The sequence below is a fragment of the Cohnella massiliensis genome (assembly GCF_900169535.1).
In the GTDB taxonomy this organism is placed as follows: domain Bacteria; phylum Bacillota; class Bacilli; order Paenibacillales; family Paenibacillaceae; genus Cohnella; species Cohnella algarum.
Genome location: NZ_LT821258.1, coordinates 648,892 through 664,657 on the forward strand (window position 1 = coordinate 648,892; position 15,766 = coordinate 664,657).

13 protein-coding genes are annotated in these 15,766 nt (G+C 57.7%); 1 reads left to right on the forward strand and 12 read right to left on the reverse strand.

The window, feature by feature from the left end; genetic code table 11:
- Window positions 1–14: 14 nt before the first annotated feature.
- From B7E11_RS12560 to B7E11_RS12600, 9 genes are all read right to left on the reverse strand, one after another.
- Entirely contained in the window at window positions 15–638 is a 624-nt protein-coding gene (locus B7E11_RS12560) for a histidine phosphatase family protein (protein ID WP_176220715.1), read from the reverse strand.
- Complete coding sequence (locus tag B7E11_RS12565; protein ID WP_080834812.1) at window positions 635–2,110, reverse strand: FGGY-family carbohydrate kinase; 1,476 nt, start codon at window positions 2,108–2,110, stop codon at window positions 635–637. Before B7E11_RS12565 ends, B7E11_RS12560 begins: the two co-directional genes overlap by 4 nt.
- A gap of 2 nt (window positions 2,111–2,112) precedes the next feature.
- Window positions 2,113–3,078, reverse strand: a complete 966-nt coding sequence (locus tag B7E11_RS12570) for an NAD(P)-dependent oxidoreductase (protein ID WP_080834814.1) — start codon at window positions 3,076–3,078, stop codon at window positions 2,113–2,115.
- Window positions 3,075–3,938, reverse strand: coding sequence for a glycerophosphodiester phosphodiesterase (locus B7E11_RS12575; RefSeq protein ID WP_080834816.1), 864 nt, complete (start codon window positions 3,936–3,938; stop codon window positions 3,075–3,077). Before B7E11_RS12575 ends, B7E11_RS12570 begins: the two co-directional genes overlap by 4 nt.
- Window positions 3,939–3,943: 5 nt before the next feature.
- Window positions 3,944–6,904: a family 78 glycoside hydrolase catalytic domain gene (locus tag B7E11_RS12580; RefSeq protein ID WP_080834818.1), complete on the reverse strand. Its 2,961-nt coding sequence runs from the start codon at window positions 6,902–6,904 to the stop codon at window positions 3,944–3,946.
- Window positions 6,905–6,938: 34 nt separating this feature from the next.
- Entirely contained in the window at window positions 6,939–7,826 is an 888-nt protein-coding gene (locus B7E11_RS12585; protein WP_080834820.1) for a carbohydrate ABC transporter permease, read from the reverse strand.
- A 15-nt stretch (window positions 7,827–7,841) separates the two neighbouring features.
- Window positions 7,842–8,699 carry an ABC transporter permease gene (locus B7E11_RS12590; RefSeq protein ID WP_080835542.1) on the reverse strand — a complete coding sequence of 286 codons (858 nt, stop codon included), beginning with the start codon at window positions 8,697–8,699 and terminating at the stop codon, window positions 7,842–7,844.
- 100 nt (window positions 8,700–8,799) lie between these two features.
- Window positions 8,800–10,470: an extracellular solute-binding protein gene (locus tag B7E11_RS12595; protein WP_080834822.1), complete on the reverse strand. Its 1,671-nt coding sequence runs from the start codon at window positions 10,468–10,470 to the stop codon at window positions 8,800–8,802.
- Window positions 10,471–10,781: 311 nt separating this feature from the next.
- Window positions 10,782–12,176 (reverse strand): family 4 glycosyl hydrolase, encoded by a 1,395-nt coding sequence (locus B7E11_RS12600; RefSeq protein WP_080834824.1) that lies wholly within the window; start codon window positions 12,174–12,176, stop codon window positions 10,782–10,784.
- A gap of 177 nt (window positions 12,177–12,353) precedes the next feature.
- Between B7E11_RS12600 and B7E11_RS12605 the strand changes: the two genes are divergently transcribed.
- Window positions 12,354–13,199, forward strand: a complete 846-nt coding sequence (locus B7E11_RS12605) for a helix-turn-helix transcriptional regulator (protein WP_080834826.1) — start codon at window positions 12,354–12,356, stop codon at window positions 13,197–13,199.
- Window positions 13,200–13,432: 233 nt separating this feature from the next.
- On the opposite strand, the gene B7E11_RS12610 is transcribed toward B7E11_RS12605, so the two are convergent.
- From B7E11_RS12610 to B7E11_RS30965, 3 genes are all read right to left on the reverse strand, one after another.
- Window positions 13,433–14,632 (reverse strand): MFS transporter, encoded by a 1,200-nt coding sequence (locus B7E11_RS12610; RefSeq protein ID WP_080834828.1) that lies wholly within the window; start codon window positions 14,630–14,632, stop codon window positions 13,433–13,435.
- Window positions 14,629–15,378 (reverse strand): glycerophosphodiester phosphodiesterase, encoded by a 750-nt coding sequence (locus B7E11_RS12615; RefSeq protein WP_080834829.1) that lies wholly within the window; start codon window positions 15,376–15,378, stop codon window positions 14,629–14,631. The genes B7E11_RS12610 and B7E11_RS12615 overlap by 4 nt, the downstream gene beginning before the upstream one ends.
- 306 nt (window positions 15,379–15,684) lie before the next feature.
- The gene (locus B7E11_RS30965; RefSeq protein ID WP_425430067.1) at window positions 15,685–15,762 is read right to left on the reverse strand and encodes a putative holin-like toxin; all 78 of its coding nucleotides are present in this window, start codon (window positions 15,760–15,762) and stop codon (window positions 15,685–15,687) included.
- Window positions 15,763–15,766 lie beyond the last annotated feature (4 nt).

Genomic DNA, 15,766 nt, shown 5'->3' on the forward strand with positions numbered 1-15,766 from the left:
CTGATCTCTCGAATTTAGATCGTTCCAACCGGCTCCGGCTTGCCGTTAAACAACAAAAGCTTGCAGGTTCCTTCCGCGGAAGCCTCGACCGCGCAGACGCCCGTATTGTGCAAAACCAGCGTCCGATAGGCACGCAGCGGCATGTTCAGAACGGAGGCCAAAAAAATCCGAATGGCCGTGCTGTGGCTCACGACGGCCACGTTCGCATGCGGATGCCTGACGCACAGCTCGCGAACGCACGCTCCGTAGCGCCGAACGACTTGCGAAGCCGTTTCGCCCGTTCCGCCCGCCCGCGCATCGTCCGGGCGGACAAACCATTTTCGCCAATCCTCCGGATAATTATGTTCGATTTGCGATTGGACTAATCCTTCCCACATGCCGAAATCGATCTCGGAAAATCCCGACTCCCGCCTGATTTCCAGTCCCGTTTTTCGAGCGACGAAAGCCGCGGTGTCGACGGCTCTTTTCAAAGGGGAGGCGTACACAGCATCCAAATTTTTCGTCTCCAGCCAGCAAGCGAGCGCTTCTCCTTGCCGCTTCCCTTCCTCGGACAATTCCACGTCCGAACGGCCGCAGAAGCGGTTGTTGGCCCGGTTCCATTCCGTTTCACCGTGCCGAATCAAATACAGCCTCGTCAATTCTTTCCCTCCTCCCAATCTTTCATATAACCTCTGGCTTCGAGTTGTTCGACAAACGCCGCGTACAGCTGCTCGTAACGTTCTCGCAGCGAAGCCGATTCGGGCTCGTAACGCGCTTCCGGGACAAGCATGCGCTCCCCGGCCTCCGTCAAGTTCGCGAAATACGTTTTGGAAGCGGCCAGGATGGCCGCCCCCGCCGCCCCGGACGCATGCTTCATTTTGACGATCGGAACGCCCGCAACATGGCTGCGAATCCGAAGCCATGTTGCGCTGTTGCTCGCTCCGCCGGCCGTGTAAATCCGGCTTGCCCTTTCGCCCGATAACCGCTCGATCAGCGAGTAGGACAGCCTCTCGATATACGCCGTGCCTTCCATTCTCGCCGCAAATGTTTGCGAAGGCGTCAGTCCTGCGGGCTCGAAGCCTCTGGCGCCGGGGGCGACGAACGGGAAGCGCTCCCCGGTCTGCTTGAGCGGATACGCCGCCCACGGCGTCGGGATTAGCCCCGCCGCAGCCCGATTGAACCGATCCAGCTCTTCGTCCGAGTAGTCCAAGGCGACCCAATCCGCCCCCGTATTGCTCGCCCCGCCGGGCATCCAGTAGCCTTCGGGATGCTTGTGATTGTAAATCCGGTGCTGCCGGTCCGCCACCGGAGACTTCGTGACCCCTTTTAAGACCAACGTCGTGCCGATGGTCGTATTCCAATCCCCCGGCTTGATCGCCCCCGAAGAAATTTGCGACGCGCAGCTGTCGGTTACCCCTGTCGTCACATGAGCCGAAACCGGCAGCCCGGTCAATTCGGATGCCTGGAGCGAAACGCGGCCTACGATCGTGCCGGTCGGTGCCACCTTCGGCAGCGCATGCTCCGGAATGCCCAACCCGCGACTGATGTAGTCCGGCCATTTTTCCTGTTCCAGCAAATATCCTGTTTTGAAACCGTTCGTATGATCCGTAACGCCCCAGGCTCCGCTGAGGCGTCCGACGATGAAATCCGCCGCGTGCGCCCACAGCTGCACTTTCTCCGCAAGATGGGGATTCGTCCGCTGAAACCATACGATTTTCGGCAAACCGTAAGAACTGGTAAACCTCGCGCCGGCTTCGCCCGACTGCCCGGCAATCCGGCTGCACCATTCGGCCGCTTCGGCGGACCGGGTATCGCCGTACATCAAGGCGGGATGAAGCGGCGCAAATCCTTTGCCGAGCGGGATGACCGTTCCGGAAGTGGAAGAAACGGTTATGCCGTGAATCCGAACCGGATCGCTTCGCTTCCGAATGTCCGCCGCGACCTTTCTCAAGCACAGGACCGCCGCCTGCCACCATAGTTCGGGATTCTGTTCCCGCCGCATCAGCTCGGCGTCTTGCTTGGCGAACGGATACGATTGGCCGGAACACAATTCGCCGTTTTCCAGAAGCGCCGCCGCCCTTACCCCTTGCGTGCCGATATCGATTCCCACAAAAGCAAGCTTCGTCCGCAAGGCTATTCTCCTTTAACCGCTTCGGGCTGCAATTTCCGTTGATGCAAGGCTTTCAGCAAGATTTGCGCGTGGTATTTGTCGACCTCCAACGTATTTCCCGCAATATGGGGCGTCGCCGATACGTTCGGCAGTTCGATGAGCTCGTAATCTCTTTCGTCGGGCGGCTCGGAATAAAAAACGTCGACGACGGCGCCGCCGATCTTCCGCTCCTTCAGCGCCTCATACAGCGCGTCTCTATCGACGACGGCCGCCCGCGCGCTGTTGACGAACAGCGCGTCCGGCTTCATCAGGCCGAAAAGCCGGCGGTCGATCATGCCGATCGTATCGCTTGTCACAGGCAGATGAATCGAGACGATATCGCTCGTCTCGAACAGCTTCTCGAGTTCGACCGCCGAATAATCCGGATCGGGCGATGCCTGCAAGAACGGATCGTAATATTGGATGCGGCAGGAAAAATGCTTCAGGATTCCGGCTATTTTTTGCCCGACGCCGCCGAAGCCGACGAGCCCGACCGTTTTTCCGCACAGCTCCGAGCCTCGGAATTGCAGGTAGGATTCTTGGCTGGAGGTTGTCCAGTTCCGTTCCAGAAGCCAGGATTTGCTTTGCCGGAATTTACGCAGCATGGCAATTAGCTCCCCGATGACGTATTCGGCAACCGCCTGGGCATTGCGGGCCGGCGTGGTGTAGACCGAAATTCCCCGTTCGGCGGCGGCGGCAACGTCCACATTGGACGGGGTGCCGCGGCATACCCCTATAAATTCAAGCTTCACTTCGTCCAGCACTCGGGCGTTGACCGGATCATGCTCGACGATCAACGCGTTCGCCTGCGACGCCTTCAGCAGGTCGACCAGCTGTTCGGGCGTATGTTCGCGGCCGTTCGCCTTCCACGGCCGGTATACGACGTCTCCGAACGTTTCGAGTTGTTTCAAGTCCGGTTCCGAGAACGGCGCCGTCACTAAAATTTTCATGTTCCATCAGCCTTTCCAAGCAAGTCGTCAAATCGGTACGTTCGGTCCCACGCGCGAACCCCGTCCAGAAATCGGGACGGCTCGTCGGTCGCAAACCAGCGAATGCCGAGATCCAGCAAATTGCGGATCGAGAGTTTGTCGAAGGCGAACGGCAGCACTTCCAGATCGACCCCGCAGCGGGAAGCTTCCCGGAGGGCATACGCCAGAAAATCCGGCTCGAGCTCGTAGCGCCATTCCTCGTCCCGCTCCGGCTTCTCGTTCAGATGAAGCTGCACCTGATCGAGACCGTCGAACGATGTCTTCAGCGCCTGCTCAAATTTCAGTCGGATTTGCTCCCCGTTTCCTCCGATCCACAACATGCTTCGCACGCCGTCGGCGATTCGCTTCATTTCCCGGCAATTTTCCTGGCGGTGATGGGTGAAAATAAGTTGCCCGTTCACCCCGTATCGGTCGATCAGCCGCCCTAAATGAACAAGGTTCGCATCCTTGAGGTCCAAATACATCATTCGCTCCGGATGACCCCGCATCTCCGAAAAGGCTTCTTCAAGCGCCGGAATCTTCTCTCCCCGGAATTTCGCGTCAAACTTGATTCCCGCATCCCAGGCGCGGGTTTCTTCAAAGGTCAACGCCGAAATCGGCTTATCCTTCGATTCTGCAGGCGCGGTCGTCGTTCTGGACGCCGTTTCGTCATGCAGGCAGACGATCACTCCGTCCTTGGTCGTGCGGATGTCCGCCTCCGGGATGCCGCCCAGCTTCCATGCATAGCGATTTGCCGCCATCGTATTGTCCGGGGCTTCGTGCGCTCCGCCGCCCCGGTGAGCCTGCCAGCAGATGCCGGTCGGCCGTGCTTGTGTCGTCATCGAGGTCACCCCATCGGAATTGTTTCGATACTCCCCTCGTATCCGTCTGGCAAACGCGCTTCGATCTCAATACCCGCCGGCGCCCAAATGCGCAGCTTTAACGTACGCTCGCCCTCGAGCCGCCACGAGACGTCGATACGCCCCTCGTCAGGCAGCGGAACGCTGCCGCGAGCCCAGGTCAAACCGGACGGGCGCGGTTCCACGACGACCTTTTTCCATCCGGGAGCGGCGCTTCTGACTCCGAGCACATAGGCTCCCAAAAAATACCCGGGAGCGGCAGACCAGGCGTGGCAGTGGCTGCGCGTCAGGTTTTTCGGATCGATGCTTCCGTCTTTCCCGGCTTTCGGATACATTTCCCAGCAGGCCGTCGCCCCGTATTCGACCATGAGCCCGTAATGCTTCCGAATGTCCGAAACGAGATGCTCAACCTCCCCGATCGCCGCCAGCGCTTCGTAATAAAAGAATGACATAAACGGGCTTCCGATCGGAACGAACCGTTCGGGAGGCTCGACCATATAGGAGGCAAGCTTCGATCGCCGCTCTCCCGACGCAATGCCGCAGAGGAGCGCGACAACCTGCGTCTGCATGCTGTAAATATCCGATACCCGGCCGTCCCGGTGTATGCAGTCGCAATAAGCGTTGTGCCGTTCGGACCAAAGATGGCGGTTGATCGCCTCCTTCAGCGCTCCCGCCCGCTCGCGGAAGATCCGGGCTTCGTCCCCGGCTTCCGCGAGCGACGCAAGCTCGGATGCCGCCAGCAGCGCTTTGACCAGAAACATATTTTGATGCGACACGATCCCGTCCCGCGGCTGGTCGATCGGCGCCCAGTCCAGGAAGTTCCATCCCTGCATGTTCAGCAAGCCTTTTTCGTCCAACAGCTCCGAATAATGCGTCAGCGTATGGCGGACATGAGGCCAGACGTTCCGGACGAATTCGCGGTCGTTCGTGCGCTCGTAAAACTCCAGGCACCCGATCGCCCAGAAGAACGTCCAGTTCGGAATGACGCTGTTCATCCCGCTGGGCACTTGATCGGCAAAAAGCGGCGTCTGAACGCCGGAACCGGGCACGAGGTTCATGCAGCGCTTGATTAAATCCTCGCTTCCGAACAGGTAGTAGGCGATCAGAGCCTCGTTCCGGCTGTCGCCCACCCAGAACGTTTGCTCGAACGACGGGCAATCGACGAACGTATCTTCCATACACAGCTTGGTCGTATGCCGGCTGATGTTCCAGATTTCGTTAAGTAGGGCGTCGGAGCTTTGGAACCGGCCGATCTCGGAGACCGGATAGTGGCTTAATTTCAGATGGAAATCGTAGACGCGAACGGGACGGGTCGCCTGCCGAACGGTAAGCGCGATGTAGCGGAAGCCTCTGCGCACCGGCGAGACGTATTTCTGGCGTCCGTCCCGGCAAACGTAGCGCAGCGAGTTTTCCAGGTAGTGCATATGCTGAATCCAGCCGTCCCGCATATATTCGAAGCCGTACAGATCGATGACGGTTCCTTCCCCCGCATCGAGTTCAAAGGACAGGTAGCCCGTAACTTCGCGGCCGAAATCGACGATGACCTCCGTGTCGTTTCCGCCGTATACGGGAATTTCTGCCGAACCGACGCCGGACGCGAGCGCCTGCTGAAGCGCTGCCGGCACGGAGCGGGCAGTCGACCGCTTGGGCCACGAGGCGAGCGAGATGATGGATTCGGAGCCGACCAGCCCGGTCGGAACCGGCCGAAGCGCCTCGCCCAGGCCGTTTAATTCATCGCTCGTTCGAGCGCGCCCGATTCGATCGTATCGGTCGTACAGTTCCCGTTCCTCGTCGTTAGCCGCGGCTTCCCGTTCGCGTTTGGCACAACGCATCGCAGCCGCGTGCTTCGCCTGCGAAGCTTCGTCGTAGCGGTGGTCGATGTACTCGTACAAATGAAACGGACCGACCGAAACGAACGGCGAGAACCCATCGCCGGCCGACGCCGGGCTCGACAGCTCAAACGGCTTGTCGCAGTCGATGCCGAGGAAGACTCCCCTGCCGTGATCGTGTCCGGCCAGCTCGATCATCAGCAAATTATCGCCCGCCTCCAGCTCCGCCGTTAGCCGGCCGGATGCAAAGCGCTCATACGGGTGCCGTACTCCGTTCAGAATGAGGCTTTGCACGTTCGGCGAACGATACGTCAGTCCGAACGTCGCTTGCGCCGCTTCCTCCGTTTGCACAATGGCAGCCAAGTATCCCGCGTATCCGTAGGCGTTGGCGTTATCCCGGCTTTCTGCTGCCATTTGGGCGCGGGCATCGATGATACTCGTCCAGGCGATCGGCCGAACTTCGTTCAGCGCCTCGATCCTGGACGGATATTGTTCCGTCTCCGTCAAAAACGGAATGTCGCGCGGAACAAGCCGCTCCCAGGGCGCGCATCCCGCCTGGCCGACGATAGCCGCTCGCTCCCAATCCGAATCTGCATATTCGGATACCGTCCACCGGTCGTCCCACAGCCTTGCGTCGATCCGCTCCGAGAACGCTTGCTGAAACGACATCCGCGGAGCTCTCGGATCCTGCCCCCTATGCCGCGCCGTCTTCCAGCTTTCGTCCGTGGCGAACGGAACGGCGACGCACGCGCCGGCTTCCAGCAAATTCAGCTGCGCCAGCAGTCCTCCCCGTCCGCGAATATAATAGTAGTTTGATATGCCGAAATGCATGACGAGCAGCGCAACCGTATTTTTCCGTCCCTTTCGAAGCAAATGCCCAACGTCGTAGGCGTCGTACGATTGCTCGAACGGCCAGCAGCGAACCGGCCCCCGGCCGACCTGCTCCCCGTTGACGTGCAGCACGTACCGGGAATCCGCCGTAACGAACAAACGCGCCTCGTCCCACCCGCCGGCGGGCACCTCGAATTCCTTGCGGAAGCACCGCCATTCGTTTCGCGGACTTTCTTCCCCGGCGCTCCAGATCCATTTGGCCGCCCAATCGTCTATTCTCCCTTGCATGTCCGCCACCTCGAGTCGAATGAAATTGTTGCGATTATCCTTTAACGCTGCCGAGCACGATGCCCTTCATAAAATAGTTCTGGAGAAACGGATAAACGAGCATGACCGGCAGCGCTCCGAGAAAAATTTGCGCGGCCCGGGTCGTTCGCTCCGAGACGTTTTCCAGCTGATGAATCGCATCCATCGCGCCGAGCGCCGTGAAATCCAGTTCGATGATGATGGTTCGCAAATACGTTTGCAGCGGGTAGTTTTCCGGCGAATTCATATAGATCAGGCCGTCGAACCAGGAATTCCAATGGCCGACGATGTTGAACAGCAGCAGAGTGGCCAAGGCCGGAATCGACAGCGGGAGCATGATTTTCCGCAGAACGGTCCAATGGCCGGCCCCGTCCATATGGGCCGCTTCGACCAGTTCCTTCGGAATGCCGCGAAAAAAATTAAGCAGCATGACTACGTGGAAGACCGGAATCGCGCCCGGCAGCACGAGCGCCCAGATCGTGTCCATGATTTGCGTTTCCCGGACGACCATATAGGTCGGAACGAGGCCGCCGTTGAACAGCATCGTGAAGACGATCGCCCACGCATAGAACGTGCGCATCGGGAATTCCTTCGTCTCCCTGGACAGCGGGTAAGCAAGCAGGATCACGAGCAGAAGGTTCAGCGCGGTTCCGAGAGACACCTTTTGCAGCGTCACGCCCAACGATTTGAAAAATTCGGGTTTATTCAGCACGTAGCGATACGAATCCGCCGTAAAATCGATCGGCCACAGGGAGACCAGCCCGGCCTCGGCTTCCGTACTTGAACTGAACGACACGGCTAATACATGAACGAGCGGGAGAACGCACAGCAAGGCCATAACCCCGAGGAACGCATAGTTGAACACATGAAAAATAATTGCGGACAACGACCGGTTTTGCACCATGGCATGGCCTCCCCTCTAGAAAATTCGATAGTTTGCGATCCGGTAGGCGAGAACATACGAGACGACGATCAAAACGAACGATACGACGGACTTGAACAGCCCGATCGCCGTCGCCAAGGCGTACTTCGCCTGCAAAATGCCGGTACGGTAGACCAACGTATCGATAATATCGCCGGTCTCGTAGACGGACGGACTGTAGAGATTGAATACCTGGTCGAAGCCGGCGTTCAGAATATTGCCAAGGCTGAGGGTCGCGACCAGCACGACGATCGGCACCATCCCGGGAAGCGTCACGTGCCGAATTTGCTTCCACCGGTTCGCCCCGTCGATAACGGCGGCTTCGTACAGATGAGGGTTAATGCTCGTCAGTGCCGCGAGATAAACGATCGTATTGAAGCCGAAGTCTTTCCACAAATCCGACAGAACGAGCACGTAGGGGAAAATATCCGCGTCTCCGAGAAAAAAGATCGGCTCCGCGCCAAACAGCCCCAGAAATTGATTTACGATGCCTTTCGAGGGAGACAAAATATCGACCAAAATGCCGCCCATGATGATCCAGGACAAAAAATGCGGCAAATAAATCAGCGTTTGCACCGTTCGTTTGAACAGCATCATTCGCACTTCGTTCAGCAAAATCGCAACGGCGATCGGAAACGCTTGGCTTGCGATCACTTTAAGAACGGAAATATAGAAGGTGTTCCAAACGACCTGCGAAATGTTCGGAAGGTTCAACGCATAGGTAAAATTGTCCCAACCGACCCACTCGGAGCCCGAAATGCCGAAGGCCGGCTTGAAATCCTGAAACGCCATGACAAAGCCGAACATGGGGAGATACTGGTAAATAAACAAAACGATCAATCCCGGGACAATCATCAGGTGCAACGTCCAGCGCAACTCTATCGACTCTCCCTGAGCTTAATATCCATGGGGCGGACGGAAAGAACGGCCTTTTCCCTCCATCCGCCGCATTCGGTTACTGCGAATTTTTATACCAGCCGTTGACTTCCTGCGTGATGGCGGCGCCGCCCAGGTCGTTCCATTCTTTTACGAACTTGTCGAAGCTTTCGATCGGCTCGCCCATGATGATTTTCGTAAACGCGGTCGCGGCCAAATCGCTCAGAATGCTCCCGTTGTCCACCATCAGGTCCGTAGGCAATCCTACGTACCGGTCGGAATAGAGCAAATCTTGCTCGATGTAACGGTTGACAAGCGATAACGATCCTTCCGGACCGAAAATTTTCGCGTACTTCCACATGCTCTTGTCGCCCGCGTTGAAATCCTGGATTTGCTTGTAATGCTCCTGCTGCTCCGGATTGAGCTTCTCCGCGCTCCCCGTTTCGAACGCTTCTTTGATCTGCAAATGGTTGTTCAGATTTTTCTTTGCGCCGTAAGTGCGGACGACCTGATACTTGTGGGAATGATGCTCGCCGTCATAATTGAACTGCGGGTCGGCCGTCTCGCCGAAAAACTTCTCCGCGAACAAGTTCATCATCTTGACGATGGCCGCCGGGTGCTCGGCCGTTTTGCTCGCGACGAAATAGACGGGCGGATTGTAGGAAACTTGCGGTTTGGCCGGCTCCCCGTCAATGCTCGGAATCGGATAGAACTGCCAATCGGCGCTCGGATCCTTGTCCATCGTTTGCTGCAGCGGATTGAGCGGCTGCGACATCGTTCCGAAAAACATGCCGACTTTGCCCGCGATGACATCTTCGCCGATGCCGGACTTGGCCGAAAATTCCGTATCGAGCAAGCCTTCCTTGTACATCTCCTGCAGTTTGGCCAACGCCTGCTTCATTTCGGGCTGCACGAGACCGTTGACCAAACCGTCGCCCGCTTCATTCTCTATCCAAATGTTGGTATACGCGTGAAAGCCGTTGAAAAATCCGGCCAGCCCGCCGCCCGCCCCGAAAAGATCCTGGGTCAGTCCGAGCCCGGTCGTATCGTTTTTCCCGTTTTGGTCGGGATCGTCGTTTTTGAACGCTCTGGCAATTTCGATGACGTCGTCCATCGATTGCGGCTCGGACAACCCGAGATTGTCAAGCCAATCCTTGCGGATCCACAGCATCGTCGAGTTGTCGATGGCGGCCGTCACGTACGGAAGACCCATCAGTTTGCCGTCGATTGTCGCGGATTGCAAGCCGACCCCGCCGTCTTCGTTCAACTTCTCCTTGGTCAGCGGCGTCGCGTGCGTTTCGTACAGCTCCGTCAAGTCCGCCAGCATGCCGGCCTCGTGCAGCTCTTTTAATTGCGCCGGTCGCACCTGGAAGAAGTCCGGAAGCTCGCCAGACGAAATCGTTAGGTTCAGTTTTTCCCAATAACCCGCGGAATCCGTTACCCAAAGATTTTTGATTTGGATCCCGTATTCGTCCATTAACTCGCGCGTCCAGATGTTGTTATCCAGGGAATCGCCTTCGCGGAACGTCGTATTGGTCAACTGGTCTCTTCCCATCGTAACGGTGATCGCCGGCTCGTACTTGCCGACCGGTTCCGTTTCGGTCGCCGCCGGGGAAGATTCGCTTCCTCCGCTGCCGGCGGACGGCGATACGGACGGCTGCCCGTTCTCGCTGCCGGCGCAGGCGGCAAGACCGGCGAGCGAAGTCAGAATCAGCGAAACGGATAACCATTTTTTCAACGCGTGCTTCAATGAAATCAATCCTCTTTTCAGTAAGTTTTTGTCGTGGACCGATACGTCGGGGAAGTGAGCGATGAGAAATCAGGCGATGTCCGAAGCAGCTCCTTTTGTTTGTGTTCACCTCTCGTTTGGACATTTGCTCGTTTTTGATTAATTTGTTCATATCCATAATGGTAGCAAGATCATCGTTCAAGTGAAACCGAATTGGGTTAACGCAATGTTTGGCGAACGTAAAAACTTCGGGAAATAAAAAAAAGGCTGCCCCGGAGGACAACCTTGCTGCAGCGGGATTCCTTTTGAGTAAAATGCCTTTCGCCGCCCGTTCAGGATTTCGCAAGCTCGAACCACTCTTGCGGCAGCGCGTCCTTCTCCAGCTCGAACAGCTCGTCGATGATCCGATCCGCGTCGGCGATGGAGCTGACGAGCGGATCGGTCAGCATCGCCCGGCGCAGCTTTTCCCGGCTGCGCTGCACGACCGCTTCCGCGGTCAGCTCGTGCGTATCCAGCACGAGCTCCTGCATGCCGCGGATGCCGCGCGGCATTTCGCCGACCGGGAGCGGCTTCGGGCCGTCCATCGTCACCTCGCACAACAGCTCGAGGAAGGCGTCGTCGTTCATGTTGGAGACCGCGCCCCGGTTGAGCGTGTTGATAAAGAAGGGCTTGCCGAGTCCGCCGACCATGCTTTCGATAATATCGGTCGCATGATCCGGGCCGAACGAATTCATATATTCGGCAATCGGCGTCTTCCCGCTTAGAAAGCCGTCGACCTGCTCCCACATTTCCTCGTGTCTCCGGTAACGGTCCTCCGTTTCCCAGATCGAAAGGGGCGGAATCGCGTCCTTCAGCTTTCCGAGCCCCTGCCAGTAGCGGACATACTCCTTCGTGTGCGCCACGCACGTCGGCACATAGCCGAAAATTTCGTAAAGCTGGTAGCCGATGGCGTCGTTATGGAGCGCCTTCGCTCCGGTGTCGCCGCCGAGCGTCGCCGTCTCCGCGTCCCGCTTCAAGGAATCGCCGATTTGCGGCATGACGTCCCGGCCCTCGTATTCCGCTTTCAGCAGCCACGTAAAGTGGTTCACCCCGGCAACGCGGAAGTCGAACCTGGCGTCCACGTCCGGCGTATATTCCGATTTATCCTTAATAATGCCGGCGCGAAGCGCGTAATGCAGCTTTTTGTGCGGCATATGGTGCGAGTCGCACAGGGCGAAGCTCTTCAGCTTCGGGGCGTATCGGGCGAGCGCGATGCCGTGCACGGTCGACGGATTGATATAGTTGATGACCCACGCCTCCGGACAGATGGCCTCGATGTCGCGCGCGCAATCCATAATGGCCGGCAGCTCCCGCATGGCGCGGAAGATGCCGCCGGGGCCGATCGTATCGCCGGAGCACATGCGGATGCCGTACTTTTCGGAAACCGCGCAATCGATTCCGCGATATTTCACCGTGTCCTCGGCAAAGCTGAGGACGACGAAATCGGCATCCGGCAGCACCTCCTGGCGGTCGGTCGAGCCTTCGACTTTAAGTTCGACGCCGTTGTCCGCGGCGACCATCCGCGCGAGCCGGACCATTTTGTCCAGACGTTCCCCGTCCGTATCGACCAGCGCCAGCGTGCCTTTGTTCAAGTAAGGGGAATGAACCATTTGCCAAATCGACTGCCGTCCGAAAAACAAGCTTCCCGCTCCGATGACGACCACTTTCGGGTGTTGAGCCGCACTCATTGCCTTATCCTCATCCCTTCGTATGGTGATAGCATCATTGTACAAACGGGGCGAAAAAGGTTGAATATGCGGGAGTACCGACTTCCTGTCAAATAGTATGATGATTTAACCGCTTCCAAGATTGCTGTATAATCGAATTATGAATGGCATGCTGCAAGGTAAGGAGGCGCTCGCGAAATGCCCCCTCATATCGGCTTGTTCGACGAGCTGTCCGAATGGATCTCGCTGCGCGTCAGCTCCTGCCGCGAAGAAATCCATGGCGAAGACTGGCTGGAAAGCAAGGCGCACAACGATTACGATTTATGGTTCCTCCGGGAAGGAATCGTCCGGCTGCAGGTCGGCGAACGCCAATATGTGGCCGGACCCGGGGACCTGGTGTTCTTTTATCCGCATATGCCGTATACGGCCATGACGCAAGCCGAAGGGTGCCGATTCGTTTATGCGCATTTTGAATTCAGTCTCGGGGAGCAGCTGCGGATTTTGGACGATTTTCGGCTTGCCGGCATTTGGCCGGGCGGTCTCGTTGGCGAGGAAGCCGGCATGTTTCTTCGTGCGCACGATCAGTCCCGGGCCTCTGCCGCCTATGCCGGCGCCCGATTGTACTTGAAAGGCTGTCTCTCGATCGTCCTCGCCAAAATCATCGGCCTCTGCGGCCAAGGGATTGGCCCGGCGGGTTTCGGCGACGGCGTTCGGAGCCGCAAGCCGTCCGTCGGCAGCTTGGCGGTCCTTGAGCCCGTATTCCGTCACATTCAGCTCAACTTGAACCGCTCCATCCGCATGAACGAGCTCGCCGGCATCGCGGGCATGTCGGAGAAATATTTTATCGCCTTTTTCAAAAAAACGCTCGGGATTACGCCGGGAATGTACGTGAACCAAATCAAAATGAACCGCGCCCGGGACTATCTCTATCAGCAAAAGCACTCCGTTCAGGAAATCTCCGCCATGCTGGGATATCCGGACCCGTTCACCTTCTCCAAAGCGTTCAAAAAATACTACAACGTGCCTCCTTCGAAGTTTATATGATTCGCAAACCGGTTACCGGGAGCCTTCGTGCCGGAAGCGACGCCAGCCTCTTTTCGCCAATGGCCCTGCCCTTTCCGGCCAGCTGTTCGTTCCGGGCTTCTTCTTCCGGGACAGCGACGAGAACGGCACCCCGTAACAAGACGACAAAAACAGGCAACTCCGCACCGGATGCCTGTTTTTGTTTGCTTAAGGTTTACGGGACCCTATGGAATACGTCGGCCTGCAACGCGAAGCTACCCTTCGAACCGGGCGGCATCCGGCGACACCCCCGCCGTTTTGCCGTCGTGCTTGACCATGAGGAGAAACAACAGGGCCAGCAGCATTCCGCCCGCCGCGCAAACGAACAACGAGGCGTAGCCGAAGCGGTCGATGACAAGGCCCAGCAGCGGCGGCGAAGACAGCGCGGCCAGCGAGGACGCCAAGTAGTACAAGCCCGTCCGCGTGCCGATGCTCCGTTCCGTTCCCGTCGAGACGACGAACGGATACGAGTTGATATTGATGCACGCCCAAAAGATGCCGCCGAGCGCGAGCAGGCAGCGCAGCACCGCGACCGTCTCGACGAGCGGTACGACGGCGAACACGAGAAACAGGCCGCAAATGCCGATGAGAATCGTTTTTTTCTTGCCGAACCGGTTGCCGAGCCAGCCGCTCGGAATCGCGAACAGCACGAAAAACAGCGAGAAAAACGTCAGCGAAAACGAAGCGGCGCTCTTTTCCAGCCCGAGGTGATGCTTCCCGTATAACGTAAACAGCGATTCGACGCCCTGGTACGAGACGAACCAGAAAAAGATCGCCGCCAGCAGCAGGACGGTCGTGCGGTTCAGCTCGCCGCGCAGCCGGATGCGCCGGGGCTCGGCCGCCGCCGGAACGACGGAATCGCGGTTTTCCTTTATGTACCGGTGCAGGATGAAAAGCGAGAGCAGGGTGATGACGGCCGCGGCGATAAACGGAAACGAAGGATTCGCGCCGTACAGCGCCGACCCGGCTCCGAACGCGATAATGCCGCCGATGCCGCCCATAAAGTTGATAATGCCGTTGGCTTTCGTTCGTTTCGCTTCCGGCGTAATGTCCGGCATGAGCGCGATGGTCGGAGACCGGTACAGGCTCATCGCCAAATTCATCAGAACCATAAAAAGAATCAGCGTGAGAAAGCTCGTATGCAAGGGAATGAGAACGACGAACAAGGCGGCGAGCGGCATTCCGATCAGCAGGTAGGGCATTCGCCTGCCGAACCGGGATACGGTTTTGTCGCTGCGGTTGCCGATCCACGGCTGCAAAAACAGGGCGAAGTAATTGTCGATCGTCATCATGAAGCCGATCATCGCAGTGCTGGTCAAAAACTCGTCGAGAAAAAACGGAACGAACGCGTTATAGAGCGCCCACGTGATGCTGATGCTAAAAAAACCGAAGCCGAGCAGCCACGTTTTTTTCACCCGCGTTGAACCTCCGTCTCCTTGAGCAGTTCTCCCAGCCGGTCAGGGTAATCGGTTATGATGCCGGAAACGCCCGCGGCGAGCAGCCTGCGCATTTCCTCCGGCTCGTTGACGGTGAACGGGTAATAGACGATTCCCCGCCGGGCCGCTTGCTCCGCCCACTCCGGAATGACCGCGTAATGGAACGCGTGAAGGGCTTCCGCGCCGACGCGCGCCGCGTATTCCCACGGCTCGTACAGCCCTTCCATATAGAGAATGCCCGTCCGCACTTCCGGCGCCAGCCGTTTGCACTTTACCAGCGAATAATGATTAAAGCTGGAGATCATGATACGGTCGCTCATTCCGTATTTGCGGATCTCCTCGATGACCGTCTCTTCCAAATTCGGGTACACGACGACGCCGTTTTTCAGCTCGAGGTTCACCTGCAGCGAAGTCGGTTTGACCAATTCCAGCAGCTCTCCAAGCGTCGGCACCGTTTCTTTGCCGAAGGAGGGGTCGAACCACGAGCCGGCATCCAGCCGCTTCAGCTCTTCCAGCGTCACATCTTTCACGAGCTTCGGCGAACCGGTCGTCCGCTGCAGCGATTCGTCGTGAATCAAAACCGGATGGCCGTCGGACGTCATCTGCACGTCGGTTTCGATGGCCGTCGCTCCAAGCGCGATGGCCCGCTTGAACGCGGCCATCGTATTTTCCGGGCAATAGGCGGATGCGCCTCGATGGGCAATGTTCAAAAATTCGTTCGTCACGCGACGCCAACCTCCGTTTCGGGCGGATCTTTTTCCCAATTATACAATAGATGCTTTCCGGAAGATCCTCATTATTGTAAAATTTGCGCCGGAAACCGGGTCCGGGGAGCCGAATATGAAGAGGTTCTTGCGTGAAGCGTGGATTGAAACGAAAAAGATTCGGTGGTATACTTGACGCAGAAAAGGCTTATGATGTAAAAGGAGCCGTGCGGCGAACACGACTCCCTCTGCAATAGCCGCTCTTGAGGGCGGTGGCTTATAGGAATTAACGGCAGAAATAGACCGCATCCTTTGGGCGAGGGCGGTCTATTTCTTTTTGATCAGCAGCACGAGCGTCGCAAATGCGATCATTAGCGATAGCGCTTCGAACACTGACACAGGCATCACC